Source organism: Microcoleus sp. FACHB-68 (assembly GCF_014695715.1).
GTDB lineage: Bacteria > Cyanobacteriota > Cyanobacteriia > Cyanobacteriales > Oscillatoriaceae > FACHB-68.
The window spans coordinates 655,992-679,126 of record NZ_JACJOT010000013.1 but is presented as its reverse complement, the minus strand read 5'-3'; the positions used below and the strand labels follow the sequence as shown (position 1 = coordinate 679,126).

Genomic DNA, 23,135 nt, shown 5'->3' with positions numbered 1-23,135 from the left:
ACTTAACAATTGGTTTGGGGAGCGTTCGTCTTGATCGGGAGGCGCACTAGGCTGCCGGCAGAAACATCGTAGCCCTTTCCCTTGGCACAGCGTGATCCCCATTAAAAAAGCCCACAAAAGCAGGCTCTCACACAGCAGGTCATAATTAGATGTCGCAGGGGCGAACAAAATATTTGCTAACTTGCACTTCCAACCTCGGATGGGTGGGAGAAAATTTTACCCATCATAAACTTAGGTGGAAATTGCCCTAAGTCGTTTGAAGCGGCAGAATCTTCTGCTTGAGTATCAGCCGGGACTACGCAGATAGCTGTCTGGGCGACTCCAGGCATGAGGTTTGTGACTTGAGTGATGATGCTACCGATGCTTTCGGCTAGTTGCTTTGCCACGTCTAGGGAAGGAGCCAAGATGAAAAAGGTTTTCACGCCAGTTTGACTGGGGGCAATACCAAAAGTGCAATTATCTAACAGGGTGCGAGTGGAACCATCAAAAGAATCACAGAAGCGATCTAGTAACGCTTGGTAAAAGGATTCAGCCAGAGTTCGATCATCGAAACTGGGTCTTGAGAGCATGGCAAGTCCCTCCTAGGACTGTTGGGTGCCATAAACAAATCTTCATATTTCTAGTATGGGGCATTTTTCCCCCACCGGCAGTGACCGATTCATTAAAATTATGTGACAATCATCTACCGGAAGAGTGATTCTAGTTATTGAGGAAGGGTGATATAGGTATGAAAATTATGTGATCTAGCTCACTAATCGGAACGAATGGATGAGATCGGTGGCTAGTGAGCAGGCAGTGCGGCAGCGCGAGCGTAAAAAAATTGAAGCGTGAAAGAGTAGCAGACAAAAAAGGAGAAATGTGTTTTTGCTCGGTCTGCTCACAAGGATCGACGCAATTGGAAGAACTTCTCTAGAATGCTCTGCAACCGGCTATTTTTGGCATATTTTTGCTTGGTGAGCTGCAAAGCCGCTTTACTGTTAACTTCTGCCAGGGTGGGGTAGATGTGAATCATGCCGGTGAGGGCCGATACCTTGAGCCGGTTGGACATCGCCAAAACGACCTCGTGAATTAACTCGCCGGCAGATGGGCCAACAATATGAGCGCCGAGAATTTCTCCGTTACCCTTAGTAATAATTTTAGCAAACCCCACTGTCGCTGCCTCTGCTTGAGCGCGATCTACAGAGGCAAATTCCTGTTTAAGTACCTCAATGCGATCCCCGTAACGATTTCTCGCCGCTTCCTCTGTTAATCCGACTCTAGCAAGTTCGGGATCGGTAAAGGTGGCCCAGGGAATCACCCGATAATTCGCTTTAGTTATGGGAAAGAATAAGGCATTTTTCAGCACCACACTGGCTTCATAGCTGGCAACGTGGGTGAACTGGTAGCCGCCGATCACGTCCCCACAGGCATAAATGCGGGGATTGGTTGTTTGCAGTTTGCCGTTTACCTGAATTCCCTGTTTACCGGCTTCCACACCGGCAGCTTCTAAGTTAAGAGATTCTACATTCGCAACTCGACCGGCAGCAACCAAAATTTCATCCGCGACAATTTTCTGGTTTCCCGCCCAGAGAAGTTTTTGACCCTCAACCACTTCCACCCGATCTACTCGTGTGTTCGTTAGCACTCGAATGCCTTCAGATTCAAACTGAGCTTGCACCACAGCCGCAGCTTCCGGGTCTTCTTTAGGTAAAATGCGATCCTTGCTGGCGATCAGCGTTACCTGCGAACCTAAGCGGGAGAATGCTTGACCCAACTCGCAGCCAATTGGCCCCCCACCAATAACCGCAAGAGATTTGGGACGCTGTTGCACAGAGAAAACTTGCTCGTTGGTGAGATAACCGGCTTGTTGCAGTCCCGGTACAGGGAGAAGTGCCGGTTTTGAGCCGGTGGCGATCACAAATGCTCTAGCGCAAAGTTTTCGGCCATTTACCTCAAAAGTCTGCCGGTCAAGGAATTGGCCCGATCCAAAGATGACTTCAACGCCTAAGCTTTCAAATCGTGCCGGTGAGTCATTGGGTTCAATAGTAGAGATGACGCGCTGAACGTGCCGGTTGGCTTTGGCAAAATCAATTTGGGGATCTTGGCAGGAAATACCAAAACGCTCAGCATTTTTGACTTCCCAGGCGATACGAGAGGCATGGATCAGGGATTTGCTGGGTACGCAACCCACCCAGAGACAGTCGCCTCCCAAACGATCCCGTTCTACCAAAGCTACTTTTGCTTTCAGTTGCGCTGCCGCACTGGCGACGACTAAACCTCCAGATCCACCGCCGATGATGACTAAATCGTATTCAACTGCCACGATTTCACCTGTTATTCCCGTGTTGCGTCGTAACTTTAGCTTAGCTTGGGATGCAGTTAAAGCTGATTGAGCGATTCGGTTCAGTAATATTTGCTGCACCGATATTTTTAAGTTTTGCCTTTTTATGGAAAGTCATGATTGGTTAGTCACCGATAGCGGGCAGTGTCAAGCTTGTGTGTTGCTGAGCGAGAGTGAGTGGCCAACCAGCACTTACCGGCTCTATCGGTTTCTAACAGAGGTGGAAGATATTCTGTTGGAAGTACAGGAAGATCGCCGGCGTCTCCAAGCAATTCGCCCATTGGTGCGCCGGTTGCTCACAAGTTCCTATTGGCTGCAATGTGCTTATCTTGAACCTTCACCGGAAACGGGATGGTCGGTTTTAAAGCTTTATGAGGAGCCAAATTTTCCGCTGTGCGTGCAGATTGTATCGTGGCTACCTGGAAAAGTTTCGGCGATTCACCATCATGGGACTTGGGCGGTGGTGGCGCTAATTAGTGGCCAAGAGAAAAATACGTTTTGGCAAAGAACCGGGGAGGCTGAATTTCCAAATCGAGTTCAACGGGTTGGTGAACGCATTTTGGAGGGTGGGGATATTCTCGGTTTTACGTCTAATGTGATTCATTGTGTTGAAGCTTTAGGTGATGAGCCGGCGGTGAGTTTTCATATCTTTGGGAAACCGGAAAAGTGTTCGCCTTTAGAGTTTGAGCCGGTGAGTTCTACGGATGGGAGTGTTTAAGCTGTTTATTGGAATTTTTAAGATTTTTTAACCACAGATAAACACAGATAAACACAGATGGGTTATCTGTATTTACCTAGGTTCAGTTGTTTTTTTTAGGATGATTTTTGCCAAGAGTTTGGTGACAAAGAGCGGTTCTTGTTCGTTTTGTTTCGGTGCAATCTCTCTAAAATGGGGTTAGGGTGTTGTTGGTGTTGGTTCTGTTTCAGGTTGGGGGAAGAATTTCTGACTCACCCAAGCGGTGACAATATGGGAGAGTAAGCCTAATGGGCCGGCAAATAAGCAGAGGGCGATAGAATGAATTGTCCAGGTGCCGGTGCGTTGTCCTTCTAGGTAGATCCAACGACCGACAAATAGATCCATTACTAGAAAATGTATCCAGCCGGTTGCTGCGGCTCTTTCTTCAGCGAAGAAGCGGGCGATATCTGCTAATTTTGGATTGGATAATGCTTGAGCAGATTCAGATGTGATGGTGCCGCTGAGCAAAAATAAGTACAGCGCGGCTAAGAGCACAAAAGGTATGAGGGATTGCATAATCTTTCGGGTGATCCCCCAGTTGGGCAATAAAATCATTAATGTCCAAAAGGGTAAGACGAATAAATTAGCGCCGGTGAATAGTTGTTCGATTGTCATAACCTGATCGTGACTCCTGTGTAAAGTAAGAGAATGTTACTGAAAATTTTAGGCAAAAATAACTCGGTTCGCGCAAAAATCTTTCAAACAGTCGTTTCTGTCAGTATTGCTATAACGCTCTCTTTAGAAGTTTACAGGCTGCCGGCTTCTTCGGGTCAAGGGGTGCCGGCAACGATGTTCAAAACGTTTGCTGATTGGTGTTCCAATCAAGCCAATCTTTCTGCCGATGTCAAACATACGGTTGAGGTGCTGTTAAAAGAAGCCGGCACTTCTGATTGTGATGTTGCAAACAAGCAACTTTCAAGACAGACTATTCTTATCCTTAAAAGTCAGCAAATTTCTAATCTTAGCCCCTTACAATCCCTGACTAATTTAACGAATTTATATCTCAGCTATAATCAAATTTCCGATCTTACACCTCTGCAATCTTTAACGAATCTCACTCATCTAGACCTGTACGAAAATAAAATTTCCGATCTCACCCCCCTGCACTCTTTAACTGAACTCACTTATCTTTCTCTCAGTCATAATCAGATATCAGATATTACGTCGCTGAAATCTCTGACTAAGTTAAAGACATTATCTCTAGATTTTAATCAAATTTCTGATATCAGTTCCTTACAATCTCTGACAAATTTAACCGGACTCTATCTCAGCGGCAATCAAATTAGGGATCTCAACCCGCTGAAATCGCTAGAAAACTTAACTGCTCTTTTTCTGAGCGGCAATCAAATCAGAGATATTAGTGCTTTGCAAGGATTGACTAACTTAACGATTCTTTATCTTAGCGTCAATAAAATTAGAGAAATCGAGGCTTTGCAATTTCTCACGAATTTAACTGAACTGAACTTGAATTCCAATCAAGTTAAAAATATTACCGCTTTGAAATCTTTAACGAAACTAACAACGGTTAATCTGCGCCAAAACCGAATTTCTGAACAAGCTTGCCCGGTTCAACCTGAGTCGATTTGTAAGTTTTAGCTTGAACCGGCTTACAACCGGCTTCTAATGCGGATGAAAGGACTTGAACCTTCACTCCTTGCGGAACCAGAACCTAAATCTGGCGCGTCTGCCAATTTCGCCACATCCGCATGATGCGCTTTGCTATCATAGCAAAGCTTTGTGCAATAAGGAACTCCCTGCAATGGATAATTGGAAGAAACTTTAGCTCACAGGGGCTTTGAGAGGAATTGCTAATCAGTGAGGGAGACGCCTGCCGGCCATTGTAACCGTTGCAGGAAAAGGGTTTCGGGCGGATAGGGTCCTCAGCAAAACTCCTGCCGGTGTGCATCCCGCCGGCAGCAAAAGTATAAACGTTAAGATTTAAAAGGTTTACTCGCTTCCCACTTTAAGAATACCCATCGGGCAGCAGAGGAAAATGCTGAGATAGCGATAATCTTCTTCTGGGAAGGGAGCGATTCAAGAAAAAAATCAAATCTAAGCCTATAAACCCTATGAATGAAGAACGCATTGAAGCTTACTTGGCGCTGATCGAAGAACTGATGACTTGTACGAGTGGTGAAGAACTGGAGATCTTAAATGCCAACCTAGACTTGATTGATGCCGGCTTGGTGGAAACGATGCAAATGGTGTCGGCAAAGCTGTCAGAGGAGGGCAATCACGATGCTGCTGGGTTCTTACAAGAGTTCGCAACTCAGCTAAATGCGGCGATGGGTAACGCCGCCGCTGCCGCTGCCAGTCCAGAGGAGTATTTCAATTTCTTGGGTGAAATCTTGCAAGTCGTCTCAGAAAATCCTGATCCGCAAGTGGTTTACCCGCTGCTGCAAAATAATGTAGATAAGCTGGATGGATTTTTCGCGCAATTGCTGCAAAGCTGGGCGATGTCAACGCTGCCGCAGGTGGATCAAGAAGAGGGCGAAGGACTTGCCGGCGTGATTGGCAATTTTAGCAACCTGATTCAGCAATTCCCAATGGGTGATAAGGGCAGTAATTTAGAGATTGCTATCACCGGCTACGAAATTGCGGCGGCGGTGTTTAGCCCGGAAAGCTTCCCAGAAGTGTGGGCCGGCACCCAAAATAATTTAGCGGTGGCTTACAGTGATCGCCCTCAAGGGGATCGGCTGGAGAATTTAGAGCAAGCCATCAGCTGCTATGAAAATGCCTTGCAGGTTTACACCCTGGATAAATTCCCAGAACAGTGGGCGATGGCTCAGCGGAATTTGGCCATCGCTGAAGATGAGCGCAAAGTTCTTGCCGGTGTGGTTTAAACCATTTCCTGAAACCAGCCAAATTGAACCAAAAAGAGGGAAGCTGAGATTTAAGTTTTCTCGGCTTCCCTCGGCGTTATTATTCTGCAACCTTATACGTTGAGCTAATTCCGCCAATCTCCAGTTAAGGCAGTGAGGGAAGTGCAGATTCCTTTGTCGGCGGGGACTTTTCGGGAATCAGGTCAGGTGCCGGCTGTTCGGGAGCAGGAGTAGCCGCCTCTGTTGGAGTAGCTGCCGGCTGTTTGGCTGCCGGTGTGAGAGCATCCGTTTGAGGCGCTGCCGGCTTTTCAGGGGCAGGTGTGGCAGCCTCTGTTGGAGTGGCTGCCGGCTTTTCGGGGGCCGGTGTGGCAGCCTCTGTTGGAGTGGCTGCCGGCTTTTCGGGGGCCGGTGTGGTAGCCTCCGTTTGAGGCGCTGCCGGCTTTTCGGGGGTCGGTGCGGCTGCCTCTGCGGGAGGTGCTGCCGGCTGTTGTGGGACAGCGGATGAGCCTTTAGAAGTCTGATTCACTGCCGGCTTTTTAGGGGCAGATGTTGACTTATCTGGGTTCTGAGCCGGTGCCCCACTTTCTGGTGCCGATGCCGGCTGTTCGGGGATCAGGTCAGATGCTCCTGCGCCTGGTGTCGGCGGCTTTTCAAGCTGTTCGGCTGCAGGCTTTTCTGGAGTGGGTGCAGACTGTTCCGGCTGAGTGGGTGCCGGTAGCGGCTGTTCGGGGATCAGCTCAGGTGCAGGTTTTTCCGGAGTTGGCTGCTGATTTTGTGCCGGCTTTTCTGTTGCCGGTTTTTCTGGAGTTGGCTGCTGGTTTTGTGCCGGCTTTTCTGTTGCCGGTTTTTCTGGAGTTGGCTGCTGGTTTTGTGCCGGCTTTTCTGTTGCCGGTGCTGCATTCTGGGGTGAGTTGCCGGTTTGGAACTGGACAACTACCTGGTAAACGATCGGCTTTTCATTCGGTGGGTATTCATCCTGCATCGCCGCCTGTAGCGCTGCCTTGTCCACAGCTGCATCCCCTGTGCTCATTAACAGCATGACCTCAACAACTTTGCCTTGGGGATCCACCGTCACCCCAACTAAAGCAGCCGCTTCTTTTTGCGGTGAACCGGCCTCTTTCGGATAGCGAGCTTGTAGCACTTGGGGGCTTGCCGGGACGGCATCAGGATTTGTCTGTTTTACTTTGGCAACGTAGCTGGTATAAGCTTCTGTCGCCCTCAGCCTCAGTTGGTCATTCTCTGAAATCGAGCCGGTAGCAGTTGCGGCGGCTTGTTGCTGTTGCTGCCTCTGCCGCATCATTGCCGCCGCAATTCTTTCCTCTTGTGCCCTGCGTTGTTGCTCAGGGGTGAGTGAACTGGAATTGGGAGTGCCTGGTTTTGCTAATGCCGTTGCCCCAGCCGCATCTGTCTTCCGCACAGCTTGATCCTGCTGTTGTTGGCGTAGTGCGATCTGCTGTCGCTTCTTCAAGGTTTCTGCAACCTTTTGTTGAACTTCCCTTGCTGGCGGGTTATCCGGTAGATCAGCTGCCAGCATTTGATCAAGGGGCGATAGTCCTGCCTGCAAACCCGTATTCGGCAATATCCCACCCGATGTTACAGGGGGAGGGAAATTTGTCAAGGGCGGCGGTGCCGGCAGGGCACCCCAGTTTGCAGAGGCCATTTTTTGCCGCTGGTCGAGCGAACCTTGCACACTGTTGTTCTGTAGCAGGTTTGACCCATCTGGGATATCGGCGGGGGATGTCAGGTTTGACCAATCTTGGAGGGGAGTGGGAGGTATGGCGCTATATAAATCTGGTAAGGAAATCGGCGGCGGCAGATCGGTTAATTTGGGAAAGGCATTCGGCGGCGGCAGGGGAGGAAAATTATAAGCAGTGACTTGATTATCTAGGGGCGGCAGCTTGGGTAGCTCACCTTCTCCGGGCAGCGCCGGCAGAGGTGGCAGTGAATTAATGGGCGAAGGAATCGGTGGTAGGGTAATTTGCGATCTGCTTGACAAGTCCGGCAGGAGGCGCTGTTCTTGGGGAGTTAATTGGATAACATTAATTGTTGAGGCCGACTTCACTGTCTTGGAAGACAGGGGCAACAGGGGCCACCCCACAGCGAGAAGTGCATGGATGCCCACTGAGGCGAAGATGGCCAACCAAGTTGGCTGCAACAGTGTTGTTCGCAGGCTATTCAAGGGGGAGGCGTTTTCCATAATCGGTATACTATAGGCCACTCTGTCGTGGCGGACTTGTCAGCAGGCAATCTATTCTACAGAAGTATTCCGCTCATAGATTAGGCGTCAGAATTACTTCAAAATTTTAAGATCGTAGAAGGGGTTTTTACCACTGCCGAGCTAAATTTGCTCTGGAAAAATGACCGCTTTGCCGGCTTAAAAGTTGCTATCCTCGGATTTGATAGGCTTCGTTCCAGACACTTGTACGATCATTAGCGAGAAATAAGGCAAGTTTAAGTGGGGACGATCTAGCAAGTCAGTATAGATCACTTGGTCTGGTAATGTGGCGCGTTCTACCACCCAAGTATTGGTTAGTAAATTATGCCGGTGTAATAGCGCCCAAACTTGTTCGTAAACCGAACTCAGCTTCATTAGCACCACAACATCTGCCCAATTTAGCGCCGTTTCTAGTTCAGTGATGTTATAAAGTGCCGGCAGCACAACCAGGCGTTGACCACGAATGGTTAGAGGCAATCCTAAAGCTGCTGCTGCTGCCATTGGTGAACTAATTCCAGGGATCGTCTGCACGACAGCTTCTGGATGCAAATGTTGTAGTGTTTGCGATAAATAGGTAAACGTGCTGTAAAAGCTCACATCTCCCTCAGAGACAAACGCCACATCTTGTCCCTGCTGCAAATATTGCCAAACTGTTTCGGCTGACTGCTGCCACGCTTGTGTCAAGATTTCCTCATCTTGCACGTATGGAAAGTTTAACGCCAGTTGCACTTGTTGGGGACGCAACCATTCAGCCACAATGTCTTGGGCGATTCCCGGTTTGCCGTGAATGCCGGCTGGAAATGCCACCACCGGCACCCTTTCCAGCAGCCGCATTCCTTTGACCGTGATTAATTCTGGATCGCCTGGGCCAACGCCAATGCCGTATAATATGCCGGTTTGCACAGTTATTTCAGTCTTCAAAATTGAATAAATAGCCTGTTTGATGTTTAATTTTATTTCCTAAAGGGCGCTCCCTTTAAAAGTTACCAGCTCAAGCGGGTAAATTATGCCACCGCCGGCTACATAATGACAGATTTCTCGAACATCTTGTCCGCGAAGCGGTAAATTCTCTATTTCTTCTAAAGTAAACCAGGCTGCACCTAAAGATTCTTCATCTGCTATTGTTTTCGGGGGTGTGTTATCTTTCGGACGCGCAACAAAAAACACTCGAACACCAGCCGATATTCCATCTACAGGGGTGTATTCAATGCGAATAATTCCTTCAAGAATCACAGAAATTCCGGCTTCCTCTAATGTTTCCCGCTGCGCCGCCTCTATCCAAGTTTCTCCCGGCTCAATTCTGCCGGCTGGAAAATACCACGGCTGACCGTAGTTACATTCTTGAACTAACAGAAACTGCTGTTCTAACCGAACAATAACGATTGCAGAATACCTAGTCGGAATTGGTTCACGTTGCATAATGCCATTTTAAATTTTAGATTAACTTTTAACCATCAATTTGTTTATAGAGAGATGCACAAGCAAACAATATTATGGCAAAATATCATAAAATATTACCTGAGATTAACGAACCAATGAGCTAGATTAGCGTAGATTTATTCTTACCTTTTTAAGCATCTTTTGGAATAATTGTCAACTCAATTTTAACTTTAAAAACTAAAATGCCATTACCAACTGTTATTTTACCGGGTTATTTCGCTGGCGCTGCTGAATACCTCGAATTGCAACAATCTTTGGTGGGGTTGGGTTTCCCTGCTGTGACAGTGCCGGTGCGCCGGCGGGATTGGTTGCCCACGGTGGGGGGACGCTCAATTGTTCCTATTTTGCGGCTACTAGATCGCACAGTCAAACAAGTTTTACAACAATACAATGCTTCTCAAGTTAACTTAATCGGTCACTCTGCTGCCGGTTGGATCTCGCGCATTTATTTAGGAGAAAAACCTTACATCATTCATGGAGATGTGATGGAAGATGCCGGTTTGTGGTTCGCCCATCCATCGGTGACGACGTTGGTGACGCTGGGAACCCCTCAATACAGCTTATATGAACGTTGGACTCGCAAGAATCTAGATTTTGTCAATAATAACTATCCAGGTGCGTTTCATCCAAATGTGCACTATGTCTGTGTTGCCGGTAAGGCGATTTTTGGGGCGCGGCGTCCGGGGCAATTGTTGGCTTACAACAGTTATAAATTGACTTGTGGCACCGGCAATACTTGGGGAGATGGAATAACGCCGGTTGAGGCAGCACATCTGGAAGGTGCGGAGAACCTAGTGATAGAAGGAGTCATGCATTCTCCGAGGCGTGTTGGGTTGTGGTATGGTTCCCCAGAGGTTTTGCCGGCTTGGGTGCCCTATTTAAAGTAAAAGGTAAAAGAAAACTTTGTCCTTTTACCTTTGTTTCAACTACTACAATGCTATGCAAATTAGAGGCAAAAGTTTTAGCTGCCGGTTATCCTTGCGGAATGGTTGAGTTTACCGATGCGCGTTGGTGAAGCGTTTTAAACCATTGTTCAAGGTGTGGGTGTTGCTGCTGCCACTCTTCCCCAAATCGCAGAGTATAGTAGCCAAGGGCAGACAGTGCAGCAATATCTGCAGCCGTCCAATTTGCACCGAGGAGGTAGGGAGAGGTGCTGAGTTGCTGTTCTAGGATAGGTAAGAGCCGGTCAATTGCCGCTTGATACTTCGCCTGATCGCCGGCGTCTGCCTTGTCGCCTTTACGCTTCTGATACCAGAGGCCAACAATATTATCCCCCAGAGTATCCGCTAGTTCTTCCCACTGCCGGCACTGGAGGCGTTGGGCGCGATCACTGGGGTAAAAACTCGGTTCTGGATAAGTTTCGTCAAGATACTCCACAATCAATGTAGAGTCCCAAAGGGTGGTGCCATCTTCATCTACGAAGACTGGGACTTTGCCAATGGGAGAAATTTTCAGGAATTCCGGTGATTTATTGGCAATATCCGTTTCCTTGAGTTCACAAGGCAAATTTTTCTCTGCCAGCAAGATCCGCACCTTCCGAGCGTAAGGCGATCTCTGAGCGTAGTATAGGGTTCTAGCCATCAGATTGATTTGGTATCCAAAGTTACTGTTTTAAAGTTTACTCTATGTATGGATACCTAGTCTCTGTAGGGATAGAGTTATGGATGATATTTCCAGAAAACTGCAGATAAACTGCACACCGCATTTAATTGGGTTGTTGTCCTAATAATAGGTCATCCTATTACCTTCACTGCTGCGGATCTCCAATTGTCACCTTAGCTTGTCCAATTTCACAAGTCGTACCTGTATGGCACAAGCCGGTGCCTATGGGATCATTAAATTTTACATCAACATCTACGACAGCTATTTTAAAGTTCCCCTCTGGAAGATCAGCATTAAACTTGCATTTAAAAGAATCTGGACACTGGGAGCTAGTGATAGACTCAATTTTGTCGCCATCAGGGAAGCACTCCATGCCAACCATTTGATTTGTCACACAGATAGCGATATCTGGTGCACCATTCAGAATATCCCACTTTTCACTATTGGCTTTTGCTCGATCAATTTCTACATTAATGGTAGTCAGCTCAGCCTGGGCTAGATTCGGAAAGCTAAATAGAAAACAAACCAAGAGAAAGCTTAGCAAAAGTATTCTTTTTAGGAAGATATGAAGATTTGAATGTGTCATTATTAGTGATAGTGCCGGTGAGGAGGATTCAACAGTTAAACCAGACGTTATCAGTTTTATAATCCCTTAGAATCCGTATAGTTACTAAGGCAATAGTTTAAATTGATCTACCGGCAGCGCATCGCTCAGTATAAACCGCAGCTTCCGATTTACAAAGAGCTACTTAGTGCGGTGAGGGGTATCACCGGCATCCCCAACTTTACCGGCTGCCGGTAATATCAATGCGTAGTCCTTTACTTAACACATCCTTTTGACTTACGACAACGCCTGTAAATATCTCGCTGAAAAGTACCCAGCAGAATTTGCTCGCTGGCTGCTATCAGTTAACACGACTTCCGTTCAAGTTCTTAAAACGGAACTCACCCTAGAACCCATTCGCGCCGATTCTGTTACTTTTCTACAAACGCCTAACCAAATCTTGCACATTGAATTTCAAACGATACCGACTTCTGATCCACCTATTCCATTCCGGATGCTTGATTACTATACGAGATTAAAGCGACAGTATTGGTGTGAAGTTGAGCAGGTGGCGCTCTTTTTAAAACAAACCGGCTCAGAAATTGTCTTTACCGACGAGTATCAAGACACAAACACGCGACATCGCTATCAAGTCATCCGTCTGTGGGAACAAGATCCCGCGCCATTTCTAGCCAACCCTGCACTGCTGCCCCTAGCCACCCTAACTCGCACCGCCTCTCCTGCAACCTTGCTAGAGCAAGTCGCCCAACAAATCGCTAAAATTGAAGACATTGATGAGCGACGAAATATTTTAAGTTGTGCGGATATTCTCGCCGGCTTACGATTTGAAAAAGATTTGATTCGTCAACTATTTAGAGAGGACATTATGAAGGAATCTGTTACCTATCAAGCTATTCTTGAAGAAGGCCGGCAAGAAGGTCGCCAAGAAGGTCGCCAAGAAGGCCGGCAAGAAGGGCGTAAAGAAGGCGAGGTGCTGCTAATTCTGCGCCTGATTGCCCGCCGGCTGGGTAGGGTTGATACACAGATGCAAGAACGCATTCAACGCCTATCAATCCCTCAGCTAGAGGAATTAGGTGAAGCGCTGTTGGATTTCTCCGAAGCTACTGATTTAGTTGCTTGGTTAGAAGCCCATCAGTCATAACTTTTACGACTCGGCTTTAACTTCTTCTAAAGCAGTTTCTAACACAGCAGCCGGGATCGGAATTTCTTCCACCGCCGGCAGTTTTTCCAGAGTTAGACGAGAATTATTTGCACCCGATAGTCGCCTCAAAAGTTTGGGTTTGGGGTCGTGCAGCAGATAAATAATTCGATCTCCAGGTTGCCAAGCTTCAGAGGCCGGCACGACCTGCAAATGCGCTTCCCGTTCTATTAATAAGGGCACCAATTCTCCAGAACGAATTAGCGCTTGGAGATGAGCTTCTTGAAAGGCAAAGCCAGGTTCTTTAAGAAGCGTTTCTCCTAACTTTACTTCCCCATCGCTGATGTATTCATTCCAAGTTTTACTTGGCACATCTGGCATAAACGGCTGATTGATTTTTCCTTTATTCGCGGGAGGATTCGCTTGCGGATCGCGAGGAAATATTGCCAAAACTCTGGGAGGTTGAAATTCTTCCACAGCACGCTGAGCTAAGACTAAATTTACCTCACCATTGCTCGTCATTGCTACAAATGTTCCCATTGATGCCAGTCCCGCCTCTTCCAATACATTGGTATCGAGAGCGCTGCTCAAAAACACCGGGATATTTTCTTGCTCAGCCAGCTTACAAGCTTCCGGGTTCGTATCAATTAAAACGATTGATTCACCCCGTTCTTGGAACAGACGTGCAATCAGCCGCGATAGCGGGTTTGAACCTACAATCACCGCGCCGGTTGCCTTTGTGGAGGTAACGCGCAGCAACTGAGCCACCCAACGAGCGGTTAATCCTTGCACAAAAACCGTCAAAATAATTGTGAGAAAAACCAGGGCTTTAATTGAATCTCCCCCGTTAATTCCGCGCTGGGTTAGCAAAATTGCGAATAGAGAAGACACTGAGGCGGAAACAATTCCTCTGGGGGCTATCCAACAGACAAATAGCTTTTGACGCCAGTTTAGCCCACTGTTCCAAGTGCAAAGCCAGACATTAATCGGGCGCACTATAAACATTAGCGCTAAGACTGTGAAAAGGCTGCCCCATCCTAAAGCGATAATACTGGCGATGGATAAATCTGCCGCCAGCAAAATAAACAGCACTGAAACGGCTAAAATCGTGAGCTGGCCTTTAAACCGGCGCAACAAACGCTCTTCTGGCAAAGACGCCGAACGCAAGACAATACCGGCAACCACCGTTGCCATCAGTCCCGACTCATCCCGCACGCTTTGCGCCAGACAAAATATACCCCACAAGCCGGCTAAAACGACTAAATTCTTCAATTCCTCAGAGAGGAACTCAGCTTTTTTCAGGAAAAAGCCCATAACCCAACCACCGGCAGCACCGATTGCACCGCCAATTCCTAAGCGAAGAACCAAACCTGAAATCAGCCTTACAGGGTCAGCATCGCCATTTAAAATGATGTCGAGCACTAAAACCGATAAAATCGCCCCCACCGGATCGATTAAGACTCCTTCGCCCTCCAGCAAGGCGGCAACCTGACGATCAACCTGTACCTGTTTCAGCAATGGGCCAATAACTGTCGGGCCGGTGACAACGACAAGCGCAGCGTAGAGAAAGGCAATGGGCCAAGGAAATTCACCCAGCCAGTGCGCCGCCATGCCCCCGCCAATTAGCGTGATTAGCGTGCCGATGGTAACTAAGTTCCGCAAACTCGTTGAAACTCTTCCGAGTTCTCGCAGTTCTAGATTCAGCCCTCCCTCAAATAAAATTAATGCCACTGAGAGAGAGACGATCACCTCTAAGCCATCGCCCAGCAGGTTGGGATGCAGCACTCCAAAGCCATCCGCGCCTAAAAGAATGCCGAACAGCAGCAAGAAGACGATACTGGGGACTTTTAAATAGTCGCCCAGAACTTGAGCCGCTATTCCGCTGACGACAGTTAAAACTATCAGCAGGGTAATATCAAAAGGTGAGTCCATAGGCGTGATTCAGTGCAGACTATCCGCTTGGGGTTAAATGCCTCATTTTTCGGGTTGAGCGCGACTGAATGGAGTTGGCATAAACACTGAAGCGGGGGAGTAAAAAGTTTCCCCAGAAGTTCGTCCAAAGTCAGGGGTTAACCCAGGAAAAATGATAATCTAAAAATTGTTTTTGATTTCCTTGGAGCCTCAGACCCAAGTCAACCCAGAATAGCATAGCCGATTGAATGCTTTAGTTAGACTGCTAAGCTCAAGGGTGCCGGCCAGAGACTGAAGGCTAATCACCCTGCTCTGTCCGGCAAAATCTAAAGATTGTGGATATCTCCTTATTTAAGGAGCAGATAGTATAGATTTCCTCTGGTGCCGGTGACACCGGCACGTTCTCCAGCCATCTTACCGGCTCCCACAAAATAATCGGCGCGACCCGGCCCTTTTATGGCGCTACCGGCATCTTGGTCAAGCACGTAGCGGCTAACCAAACGTTGCTCTATCTGACCGGCAGCATTGTGGTAAGGCAGTTTGGTGTGAACCAAGGCTAAGGCACCAGGAGGCATAACAGATTTATCGGTGGCGATCGAGCGTTCCGCAGTCACCGGCACTTGCAAGCTTCCCGTCGGTCCCCCAGCCTTCGTTTCCGCAAAGAAGATAAAGCGATTATTTCGCGGCAGATAGTTATTCATTTCAGCCGGATTTCTGCGGAAAAAGTCGGTGAGAACCGGGATTGTCTGGCCATCGAGCTTTAATTTACCATCGTTTGCCAGTAGCCGGCCAATGCTGGTATAGGGATAGTTGGTTGCGCCGCCATAGCCAACGCTCATCACGCTGCCGTCAGTTAACTGCAATTGCGCCGATCCTTGGATATGAACCCAGAAGGCTTCTAAGCGATCACTGAGCCACACCAGTTCCATCCCCCGTAGCGGGCCATTCGCCGCTTGCAATCCATCGTAACCTTCAAGTTGGGCGCGAGTGGGATGGGGTTGAGACCAGTTGGCGAAGTTGGGGGGCCGGCGGTAGAGGGGGTAACGATAAACTGAATTGGGGACGCGGCTGGCGGCAAATTGCGGTGTGTAATAGCCGGTGAAAAACACGGTTCCCCGATCATCGCTGCCGGTGGATTGGTAATACACAAATTCACGGCGCACAGCCGCTTGCAGTTCTGCCGGCGAGTTTGATTTGATCACCAGTTGCCGGAACCGTTGGAGACTGCGACGAACCCGATCAAGAGTAATGTCCTCCGCCGGATACTGCTGATAGGCTTTGGCGGCTGCCGGTGTTTCTAAATATCGCAGGCTGTTGTCAATTGCCGTCAAGAGTGCTTGCCGATCTCCAGGTTGGCCGGCTTTGTCCCACAATTGATCATCTAAACCCAAGACGTTGCTCGTATTCTGGCGATCTGGAATGATGGGCTGCAATGGGACACTCGATAGCACGCTCAATGGTAGCGTTGATAAGGCGACTCCCAAACTGAGTACCAAAGCCAGTTTTTTAATCATAAAGAAAAATCCGATAGAGTAGGAAACTCAGTCGCTAGGCTGCGCTGAGACAAAAACACTGGCTGCCGGTTGTAACCGTTCTCACGCCAATGCCATCCTGATCACTTCGCTATCTAGTCTCAATAACCCGAAAACTCGATGAAGCAATAAATCAATATTGGAGGCAAAAACAATCAGAACTGTGTCTAAATTCCGCATGGGAGTCTGAGAAGCAAGCTCAGCGCGTGATGTGAACGATACGGCTTGAGCAACCAGAGGATGAATGCTGAATGTAATGGTGCCGCCAATATTGCAGATAAATGTAGCCACAAGGGTTTTACCGGAGTGGGTAGAGGCTGTGTTAAACAGCCTAAAAGAAGTCAGAATCCTCGTCTATATGGCTAGCGCGATGAGAGCGAGGTGTGTCAATCTTCTTCGGTATATCTTTCTACACTCGATGTGTAAATCGGTTCTACCCGAAGCGCCAAAATTCGGGATGGGCGTGCGACCATATACTCGCCTTGAATATTTTTGATCGGTACGCTGATGAAGTCGTTGGAATTGGATTTGGGCACTAATTCGCCGCTGTACCACTTCTGAAATTCTTGAATGGTCGGGAAACGAACTTCTTCCCGGTGTCCACCCTCCATCAAGATGTGGACGGCATATTCATTAGGGGTTCTGGGCATACAGAATGGCTATCCTAAACGCATCCCTCTCATTATGAGCAGGGTTATATAGAAAACAACGCAATTTTCTCAGAAAACTGCACCAAAAACTTTACCTAGGATAGCAGACTCACAAAATTTTAGGTTTTAGAGAAAGAAGGCTGAGATTAGGGGATGAGGGGATTCGGAAAATATTTAGTTGTTATTAATATTTTAAACAGCAACACCCAAGGCTTTACTAACTGAGTGATTTCCTCTTGTTTGGTGATCTTTTTTAGAGGTGTACTGATTTATATTTTTCCTAATTCTCTTAGGAATATCAGTGACATTGCTCTCTATCAACTAAATGAGGAAGTATCAGCGTTCTGCTTGGGTGTTACTGTATTTAGACGAGACAGATTTAAGTGAAACAGCTCTTTTTACCTCTCAATTTAATGGGACTTGGCTGTTGTCTCTGCCAGGGAAGCTTTGTTGCTTCACTTATTAATATAGCACTGCATTTTGAAAGCAACTGATTGTGATAAAAAACTTTACTTTTAGCAAGATATAGTTATTTTCTAACAGTGGAAAAAGCCTGTAAGTCTTTATCCTATGAGCTTTGATAAGTTTTAATAAATGTAAACTTATTAAAAGCTCGGCTTGCTTAAATGTTAAGTAAAAGCCAGTTGAGTAATTGTGCTTGGGATTAATTACCGGCTTCTTCTTGAAGAAAATCAAAAAGATGATGAGCCAGTTGCAGCTTGCTACAGGGGGGAATTTCAACTTGCCGGCCTTCAGTATTTAGAAAGATGGCTTGATTGGTGTTACTGCCAAAACCGGCATCCGGGATATCAATCGGGTTAGCAACAATCGCATCTAATTTTTTAGTCTGTAATTTCTGCCGCGCCGGCGTCAAAATATCGCCGGTTTGGGCAGCAAATCCGATCAAACGCTGATGAGGTTGTTTGAGTGTGCTTAACTGCGCGACAATATCAGGCACCGGCTCTAAGGGTAAAGATGCCGGCAGTGCTCGTTTTGGTAACTTTTGGGCGGTGTAATGCGCCGGCTTAACATCGGCGACTGCTGCCGCCATGATAATTAAATCAGCATCGGGAAAACATTCAAGCATTGCCTGCTGCATCTGCGCTGCGCTGCCGGCAGCAATCGTTCGCACTTGTTGGAGAGAGGCGAGCATTTTTGTCTCCATTGGTGCGTGAACCAGTGTCACCTTCGCACCCCGGTGGACGGCTGCCTGGACTAAGGCTATGCCCATTTTACCCGTCGAAGGGTTGCCGATGAAGCGCACCGGATCTAAGTATTCTCGTGTGCCACCGGCACTAATTAAAATCTGCTTGCCGGCTAAATCTCGTTTGCCGGCGGTATGTAGCAGCGATTCAATTTGGGTCAAAATTTGGTCAGGTTCTGCCATCCGACCGGAACCTACGCGATCACAGGCTAAAATACCGGCATCAGGGCCGACACTATGATAGCGGGAATCGGTTTGAATCAGTTGCCAGTTTCGCCGCACCGGCATCTGTTCCCACATATCTGTATTCATTGCCGGTGCTAACAAAATTGGACAGGTAGAAGCGAGTACCGTATTTGTCAGCAGGTTGTCTGCCATGCCGTAAGTTAATTTTGCCAACGTATTCGCGGTTAGCGGCGCAATTGCAAAAATTTCTGCCCATTCTCCCAACTCAATATGTAGCGGGCGTTTGTGGGTGGGTTGCCAGAAATTTGCATCGGTATAGGCGGGATGCCGGCATAGGGTTGCCACCGCTAGAGGTGTGATAAATTCTTGGGCACTATCCGTCATAATTACCCGAACTTCCGCCCCAGCTTTTGCCAAGGTTGAAATCACATCACAGACTTTATAAGCTGCAATGCCGCCGGTGATGCCAATTAAAACTCGTCTGCCACTCAACATAATTTAGAAAAAAGCAAGGGAGAACTTTTAAGTTTAATTCTCCCTCACTGCTGGAGTTCCTCTGTTACTTCCCGTCAAGCTTCGTCATAAGCTTCCATATCCAGGAGGTAGATGTAAGGTTCAACGAGTTCTGGACGTTGAAATGCGATGGCACGCAAAAGATGCCAATCATTTAGCCCCTCAAAGGCATCCGTATACTCATCTTTCTCTAGGCGTACAGCCAGTTTCGCTACATCATCTGATGTCAGAGTAGCGATTTCTTGCTTGAAAATGCTCGAAGTTACCATTGATCCGCCCTCCTTTGGTTAGCATCTGCATTAACTTTTGACTCAAGGAGTACAGATGCGACTCCGACATCTATCCTACGCTTTTTAGCGGGTATTCGACACCGTTTCCACAATAAAACTTCGCATCAGAACAATGGCAGCCGGCACAATTTCATGCCCCATGTCGTATTCTTGATACTGCACCGGCAATCCTAAAGCCGTTAAAGTGTCTCGTGTTTGCTGGGCAGCCCGCAGTGGCACCATATAGTCTTGCCGGCCATGTATGATCAAAACCGGCGTGGAAGTCTTAGCCGGCTGAGGGTTTGGATGCAAATAGCCACTGAGACAGATTAAACCGGCAAGGGGTAAGGTTAATCCCACATCCATCGTCATTGCCGCACCCTGAGAAAATCCGCATAAAATTGTGCGCGAAAGGGGAACGCCGGTCGTGCTTTCGAGGGATTTTAACCAATCTGTTAATATTTGCCGGCTTTCTGCAAGTCCCTTGTAATCTTCTCGTTCCAAGTTGTACCAGGCTTTGCCCCTAGGCATCCGGGGGTGAGTAAAGGGGGCATTTGGGCACAGAAACTGGTAATCCGGTAAATTCAACACCGGCACCACAGATGCCAAATCTTGAGCATTGGCACCCCAGCCATGCAACACAATGATTAAGCCAACAGGGGGTTGACCGCTTGCCGGTGGGATGGTGATAACGTCTAGTGACAGAGGGTTGCTCCTTAAATATGACTGACTAGATCAATCTTAGACTTTGCACCCACTGCCGACTTGCGTCTTAAGGAGAGGGTTAAGACAGAAATATTGCACCCTTTTGCGAGGAATTCAGCTATTTACGGGGGATTTAAATTCCTGCCGGCTGGGGAGACGGGTGCAATATTTCAGTTAATACCAAGATTTGATACGAATTGCCAAACCCCTCAATTTAAAATCAAATTTAAGCGCTTTTGAGAATTTTCTAAAGCTTCTTTAGGTGCGCCCCCTAATAACGTTGCTTCAATTGCCCTTCCCAAGCTGTCAGATAAGCGAGAGTAGCCGGGAATGATAGGCCGCGAACGTGTCCATTTCATTTGCTCTAGAAATACTTTGAGCGTCGGTTGTTGGGTGATAAAAGCTTGATAAGCTTTGCTTTTTCTCGCTTTTAAGTTAATCGGTAAATAGCCAGTGCCCAAAGCCCATTGCGTTTGAAATTCTTCAGTTAAAACATACTGTAAAAATTCCCAAGCCGCTTGTTCTCGTGCCGGCAGTGTTTTCATGACAAATAAATTTTCCCCACCCATGACGGCAGCCGGTTTCTCTAACACCGGCACCGGCATCACATCAAAATCAATCCCTGCCTGGGGCAAATAACCTAATGTCCAAGGGCCGGTTAATTGCATTGCCACCCTGCCGGCAATAAAATCATCTTGTTCATAACCTCGTTCTGGCGCGGAAAGTATAGCCGATCCTTCTTTTACCATATCTGACCACAATTGCAAGGCGGAGATCGCCCCCTTATTAACTAAATTAGGTTGGTCGCCTTGCAACAATTCTCCACCGGCACTATACATAAAAGGCAACCAGGTGAAAACTGTCCATTCACCTTTGCCTAGAGATAAAATTATCCCATGCTGGTCAGGCCGGCCATCTCCATTTTTATCTTGCGTCAATTTGCGGGCGACTTGCCGAAATTCTTCCCAAGTTCGGGGTAATTGAGTAATGCCGGCTGCTTTAAATAAACTAGGCCGGTAAAACACTCCAAGATTATTCGTCCCCATTGGGATAGACCAAGTATGACTGTCCAAGTTCATGCTTTCAAACATGACCGGATCAATGTCAGACTGTAGGGGCGATTGATTCAACCAATCTTCCACAGGTCGAATTGCTCCCAATTCTAACAACTGGCCGGTGAGCATGGGTGAAAACCACAGAATATCCGGCGGCGCATTGCCAACCACAGCCGTGAGAATTTTCGCTAATTGTTGATCGGCTTGCCCCACATAAAGTGATTCAACTTGAATGTTGGGATGCGTTTTATTAAACTTATCGACCAACTTTTGAAACACATCCCGGTTGGGTGGCGGGTTGATGCCATGCCATAGCGTCAGATGAATGACTTGCTTTGCCTCCCCGCTGACAGACGCATTTGGGAAGGTTTGACAGCCACTGATAATCAGCAAATTGAGACTGAGGAAAATTACACACAACCAACGCCACCACTGAGCAATCATCGCTAAGCTAGATAAAATTTTACTTTCAAGCTTATTGTGCCAGAAAGATGCCGGTTATGCCGAATTTAGTGGGAAGCCTCTCAATTTGGTTTTAGCTTTCACTCGGTTTCGGTTTTTAATTTCTTCCCAACATTGAAGATAAAAGCAGCAATTGCAAATAGTTAGTTTTTAATCAATTGTAAATTTGTTAAACCGGCTCAAAAAAAGGATAATCTTTTTGTTCCAAATTAACGCTTAAAGCTGCTGTCTTTACCGAAACAGAAATCTGCTCTCAAGGCGTATTTAAATAAATCACCGGCTGCCTTTTGAGAGCAAAATTATTCCAAAAACGTAAGTTTAATTTGGAGAGTCAAGAACACTGACATCTATCAAAGGTGTGATATTGAAGTCTTGATTCTGTAATTGCTTTTGAATCTGGCTGGTGAGACGAGATTTTATTTCCACAGATGACTGGGTGATTCCTTGCCGGCGCTGAACGTAGACGGTGCCGAGAACCGTGTTTTGACCTTTAATGTGTGGGCGGGTAAAACGAACATCTGCCTCCACCAAGTCTGCCAAACCGCTGTTGTTAACGATTTGTTGAATCTCACTATTCGCTCGTTGAGCAATACTAGAACGCTGTAACTGAGGTGAAGTGGAAAACTGCCACGTTAGCAAGCCGGCCAGTCCTGCCACTGTAGCGGCTAGAATGGCTGGAAATGCCCATTTTTTCCCGCGATCATAACGCGCACCTTTTGCAGACAGCCCGAAAAGGCGGAACACTAAGGCACCTGAAATATTAATCCCCACCAGTTGCAGCAACAGTACAAACACCCCATTAATTGCCAGATCCCACTGGCCCATTGCGCTTGCCATCCCAACCAGGCCGGCAGGAGGTGCTAGGGAAGCCGCAACCAGCATTCCAGTTGCCGCACCTGAGACAAGGCTGCTTCGTTCCGATTGCACTAAATTGAGCGCCCCAGCCCCACCGGCAATCAGTGGCAGCAGCAGCGCCACAGACGAAACTGTACTGGTGGCAGACATTTGGGCGGTTACTGTTTCTTGCCGCAGAATCAGACTCAGCGCCCACGTCACGGCGATCGTCACTGCCAAGGCTGCAAAATATCGCATCAAACCTCGTTTGAGCAACGTTCCATCGCCCCGTGCTGTAGCGAGCGCTACATTCATCGCCGGCCCTGCAAATGGCGCAATCAGCATCGCAGCCACCAAAAGGTAGCTTGTACTCGTAAATAAGCCGATCCAAACAATAACCCCGCCACAAGCTGCATAGGCCAAAAAGCCTTTCCATGAACCTACACTTTGCAAACCGGAGAGAAACACTTCGACGGGACTGCGTGCTTCCACATTCGTGACTTGCTGCGCGGCTTCCGAAGCCGGTGGCTTGAGGGCGATCACCCCTTGCGGCTGCAACGTGATGTGCAATTTTGGAATGGATTCTAACTTTTCGAGCAGTTCCTCAACTTTTCCGTTGGAGACGTGAACGATCACCAAGTCCAGTGGTTCATCGATTCCGGTTGCTTCAATTTGGGCAAGATTCGCTCCGTTACAAGCTTTGGCAATATCCAGAACATCATTCCCGCACCCACGGGGAACCTGGATTAGTAGTTGACGCATTTTACTTGCCTTCGTAATGTGCGATTCGAGCCAAGCGCTACTGTCTGTAGCAATCATTCAGCGCTTGTCTGCCAGCTTTGCACAACAGCTCGTCTGATCCATATATCTGTAGATAGATTCAGTTTTTAACAAAGGTAGGATTGTTTGATAGAGTAATTTGATTAATAATTTATTAAAAGTCCTAATTGTGCAGGGCGACACACTGCAATACTTT

At 47.5% G+C, this 23,135-nt stretch carries 22 protein-coding genes and 1 tRNA gene; 5 read left to right on the top strand and 18 right to left on the bottom strand.

Annotation, left to right across the window (positions count from 1 at the left end):
- Positions 1 to 176 precede the first annotated feature (176 nt).
- Positions 177 to 569 (bottom strand): hypothetical protein, encoded by a 393-nt coding sequence (locus H6F73_RS20540; RefSeq protein ID WP_190760602.1) that lies wholly within the window; start codon positions 567 to 569, stop codon positions 177 to 179.
- Between the two features lie 308 nt (positions 570 to 877).
- Positions 878 to 2,302 (bottom strand): FAD-dependent oxidoreductase, encoded by a 1,425-nt coding sequence (locus H6F73_RS20535; protein ID WP_190760646.1) that lies wholly within the window; start codon positions 2,300 to 2,302, stop codon positions 878 to 880.
- Between the two features lie 124 nt (positions 2,303 to 2,426).
- On the opposite strand from H6F73_RS20535, the gene H6F73_RS20530 reads away from it, so the two are divergent.
- On the top strand, positions 2,427 to 3,038 hold the full coding sequence (locus H6F73_RS20530) for a cupin (protein ID WP_190760601.1): 612 nt from the start codon (positions 2,427 to 2,429) through the stop codon (positions 3,036 to 3,038).
- 177 nt (positions 3,039 to 3,215) lie between these two features.
- On the opposite strand, the gene H6F73_RS20525 is transcribed toward H6F73_RS20530, so the two are convergent.
- Complete coding sequence (locus H6F73_RS20525; protein WP_190760600.1) at positions 3,216 to 3,671, bottom strand: ABA4-like family protein; 456 nt, start codon at positions 3,669 to 3,671, stop codon at positions 3,216 to 3,218.
- Between the two features lie 33 nt (positions 3,672 to 3,704).
- On the opposite strand from H6F73_RS20525, the gene H6F73_RS20520 reads away from it, so the two are divergent.
- Positions 3,705 to 4,652 carry a leucine-rich repeat domain-containing protein gene (locus tag H6F73_RS20520; protein WP_190760599.1) on the top strand — a complete coding sequence of 316 codons (948 nt, stop codon included), beginning with the start codon at positions 3,705 to 3,707 and terminating at the stop codon, positions 4,650 to 4,652.
- 28 nt (positions 4,653 to 4,680) lie between these two features.
- Here the strand turns inward: H6F73_RS20520 and H6F73_RS20515 are convergent.
- A tRNA-Leu gene (locus tag H6F73_RS20515) sits at positions 4,681 to 4,762 on the bottom strand.
- 363 nt (positions 4,763 to 5,125) lie between these two features.
- Between H6F73_RS20515 and H6F73_RS20510 the strand changes: the two genes are divergently transcribed.
- Positions 5,126 to 5,899: a tetratricopeptide repeat protein gene (locus tag H6F73_RS20510; RefSeq protein ID WP_190760598.1), complete on the top strand. Its 774-nt coding sequence runs from the start codon at positions 5,126 to 5,128 to the stop codon at positions 5,897 to 5,899.
- 124 nt (positions 5,900 to 6,023) lie between these two features.
- On the opposite strand, the gene H6F73_RS20505 is transcribed toward H6F73_RS20510, so the two are convergent.
- From H6F73_RS20505 to H6F73_RS20495, 3 genes are all read right to left on the bottom strand, one after another.
- Positions 6,024 to 8,075: a TonB family protein gene (locus tag H6F73_RS20505; protein WP_190760597.1), complete on the bottom strand. Its 2,052-nt coding sequence runs from the start codon at positions 8,073 to 8,075 to the stop codon at positions 6,024 to 6,026.
- Between the two features lie 177 nt (positions 8,076 to 8,252).
- Entirely contained in the window at positions 8,253 to 9,014 is a 762-nt protein-coding gene (locus H6F73_RS20500) for a precorrin-2 C(20)-methyltransferase (protein WP_199330669.1), read from the bottom strand.
- A 39-nt stretch (positions 9,015 to 9,053) separates the two neighbouring features.
- Positions 9,054 to 9,512 carry an NUDIX hydrolase gene (locus H6F73_RS20495; RefSeq protein WP_190760596.1) on the bottom strand — a complete coding sequence of 153 codons (459 nt, stop codon included), beginning with the start codon at positions 9,510 to 9,512 and terminating at the stop codon, positions 9,054 to 9,056.
- A gap of 203 nt (positions 9,513 to 9,715) precedes the next feature.
- Between H6F73_RS20495 and H6F73_RS20490 the strand changes: the two genes are divergently transcribed.
- Positions 9,716 to 10,420 (top strand): lipase, encoded by a 705-nt coding sequence (locus tag H6F73_RS20490; RefSeq protein WP_190760595.1) that lies wholly within the window; start codon positions 9,716 to 9,718, stop codon positions 10,418 to 10,420.
- Between the two features lie 85 nt (positions 10,421 to 10,505).
- On the opposite strand, the gene H6F73_RS20485 is transcribed toward H6F73_RS20490, so the two are convergent.
- Both H6F73_RS20485 and H6F73_RS20480 read right to left on the bottom strand, forming a co-directional pair.
- Positions 10,506 to 11,114, bottom strand: a complete 609-nt coding sequence (locus H6F73_RS20485) for a glutathione S-transferase family protein (RefSeq protein WP_190760594.1) — start codon at positions 11,112 to 11,114, stop codon at positions 10,506 to 10,508.
- A gap of 166 nt (positions 11,115 to 11,280) precedes the next feature.
- Positions 11,281 to 11,679: a hypothetical protein gene (locus H6F73_RS20480; protein ID WP_190760593.1), complete on the bottom strand. Its 399-nt coding sequence runs from the start codon at positions 11,677 to 11,679 to the stop codon at positions 11,281 to 11,283.
- 292 nt (positions 11,680 to 11,971) lie between these two features.
- Here H6F73_RS20480 and H6F73_RS20475 point away from each other — a divergent pair, with 292 nt between their 5' ends.
- Entirely contained in the window at positions 11,972 to 12,841 is an 870-nt protein-coding gene (locus H6F73_RS20475) for a DUF4351 domain-containing protein (protein ID WP_190760592.1), read from the top strand.
- A 3-nt stretch (positions 12,842 to 12,844) separates the two neighbouring features.
- Here H6F73_RS20475 and H6F73_RS20470 read toward each other — a convergent pair whose 3' ends face one another.
- The 9 genes from H6F73_RS20470 to H6F73_RS20430 form a co-directional block, all read right to left on the bottom strand.
- On the bottom strand, positions 12,845 to 14,770 hold the full coding sequence (locus H6F73_RS20470; protein WP_190760591.1) for a cation:proton antiporter: 1,926 nt from the start codon (positions 14,768 to 14,770) through the stop codon (positions 12,845 to 12,847).
- 326 nt (positions 14,771 to 15,096) lie between these two features.
- A complete protein-coding gene (locus H6F73_RS20465; RefSeq protein WP_190760590.1) occupies positions 15,097 to 16,263 on the bottom strand; it encodes an MltA domain-containing protein in 1,167 nt (388 codons plus the stop codon).
- A gap of 81 nt (positions 16,264 to 16,344) precedes the next feature.
- Positions 16,345 to 16,572 carry a hypothetical protein gene (locus tag H6F73_RS20460; protein ID WP_190760589.1) on the bottom strand — a complete coding sequence of 76 codons (228 nt, stop codon included), beginning with the start codon at positions 16,570 to 16,572 and terminating at the stop codon, positions 16,345 to 16,347.
- A 95-nt stretch (positions 16,573 to 16,667) separates the two neighbouring features.
- Positions 16,668 to 16,931: a hypothetical protein gene (locus H6F73_RS20455; RefSeq protein ID WP_190670077.1), complete on the bottom strand. Its 264-nt coding sequence runs from the start codon at positions 16,929 to 16,931 to the stop codon at positions 16,668 to 16,670.
- A gap of 664 nt (positions 16,932 to 17,595) precedes the next feature.
- The gene (gene coaBC / locus H6F73_RS20450) at positions 17,596 to 18,816 is read right to left on the bottom strand and encodes a bifunctional phosphopantothenoylcysteine decarboxylase/phosphopantothenate--cysteine ligase CoaBC (protein ID WP_190760588.1); all 1,221 of its coding nucleotides are present in this window, start codon (positions 18,814 to 18,816) and stop codon (positions 17,596 to 17,598) included.
- A gap of 74 nt (positions 18,817 to 18,890) precedes the next feature.
- A complete protein-coding gene (locus H6F73_RS20445) occupies positions 18,891 to 19,103 on the bottom strand; it encodes a DUF2555 domain-containing protein (RefSeq protein ID WP_190670073.1) in 213 nt (70 codons plus the stop codon).
- A gap of 84 nt (positions 19,104 to 19,187) precedes the next feature.
- Complete coding sequence (locus tag H6F73_RS20440) at positions 19,188 to 19,808, bottom strand: alpha/beta hydrolase (RefSeq protein ID WP_190760644.1); 621 nt, start codon at positions 19,806 to 19,808, stop codon at positions 19,188 to 19,190.
- Between the two features lie 209 nt (positions 19,809 to 20,017).
- On the bottom strand, positions 20,018 to 21,307 hold the full coding sequence (locus H6F73_RS20435) for an ABC transporter substrate-binding protein (protein WP_190760587.1): 1,290 nt from the start codon (positions 21,305 to 21,307) through the stop codon (positions 20,018 to 20,020).
- Between the two features lie 336 nt (positions 21,308 to 21,643).
- Positions 21,644 to 22,921: a DUF389 domain-containing protein gene (locus tag H6F73_RS20430; RefSeq protein ID WP_190760643.1), complete on the bottom strand. Its 1,278-nt coding sequence runs from the start codon at positions 22,919 to 22,921 to the stop codon at positions 21,644 to 21,646.
- Positions 22,922 to 23,135 lie beyond the last annotated feature (214 nt).

Excerpts from the sequence above, each read along its gene's own strand:
- H6F73_RS20495 (WP_190760596.1), bottom strand. The coding sequence starts at position 9,512 with ATGCAACGTGAACCAATTCCGACTAGGTATTCTGCAATCGTTATTGTT.
- H6F73_RS20465 (WP_190760590.1), bottom strand. The coding sequence starts at position 16,263 with ATGATTAAAAAACTGGCTTTGGTACTCAGTTTGGGAGTCGCCTTATCA.
- H6F73_RS20470 (WP_190760591.1), bottom strand. The coding sequence starts at position 14,770 with ATGGACTCACCTTTTGATATTACCCTGCTGATAGTTTTAACTGTCGTC.
- H6F73_RS20435 (WP_190760587.1), bottom strand. The coding sequence starts at position 21,307 with ATGATTGCTCAGTGGTGGCGTTGGTTGTGTGTAATTTTCCTCAGTCTC.
- H6F73_RS20510 (WP_190760598.1), top strand. The coding sequence starts at position 5,126 with ATGAATGAAGAACGCATTGAAGCTTACTTGGCGCTGATCGAAGAACTG.
- H6F73_RS20525 (WP_190760600.1), bottom strand. The coding sequence starts at position 3,671 with ATGACAATCGAACAACTATTCACCGGCGCTAATTTATTCGTCTTACCC.
- H6F73_RS20520 (WP_190760599.1), top strand. The coding sequence starts at position 3,705 with ATGTTACTGAAAATTTTAGGCAAAAATAACTCGGTTCGCGCAAAAATC.
- H6F73_RS20530 (WP_190760601.1), top strand. The coding sequence starts at position 2,427 with ATGGAAAGTCATGATTGGTTAGTCACCGATAGCGGGCAGTGTCAAGCT.
- H6F73_RS20490 (WP_190760595.1), top strand. The coding sequence starts at position 9,716 with ATGCCATTACCAACTGTTATTTTACCGGGTTATTTCGCTGGCGCTGCT.
- H6F73_RS20430 (WP_190760643.1), bottom strand. The coding sequence starts at position 22,921 with ATGCGTCAACTACTAATCCAGGTTCCCCGTGGGTGCGGGAATGATGTT.
- H6F73_RS20485 (WP_190760594.1), bottom strand. The coding sequence starts at position 11,114 with ATGGCTAGAACCCTATACTACGCTCAGAGATCGCCTTACGCTCGGAAG.
- coaBC (WP_190760588.1), bottom strand. The coding sequence starts at position 18,816 with ATGTTGAGTGGCAGACGAGTTTTAATTGGCATCACCGGCGGCATTGCA.
- H6F73_RS20505 (WP_190760597.1), bottom strand. The coding sequence starts at position 8,075 with ATGGAAAACGCCTCCCCCTTGAATAGCCTGCGAACAACACTGTTGCAG.
- H6F73_RS20445 (WP_190670073.1), bottom strand. The coding sequence starts at position 19,103 with ATGGTAACTTCGAGCATTTTCAAGCAAGAAATCGCTACTCTGACATCA.
- H6F73_RS20540 (WP_190760602.1), bottom strand. The coding sequence starts at position 569 with ATGCTCTCAAGACCCAGTTTCGATGATCGAACTCTGGCTGAATCCTTT.
- H6F73_RS20455 (WP_190670077.1), bottom strand. The coding sequence starts at position 16,931 with ATGCCCAGAACCCCTAATGAATATGCCGTCCACATCTTGATGGAGGGT.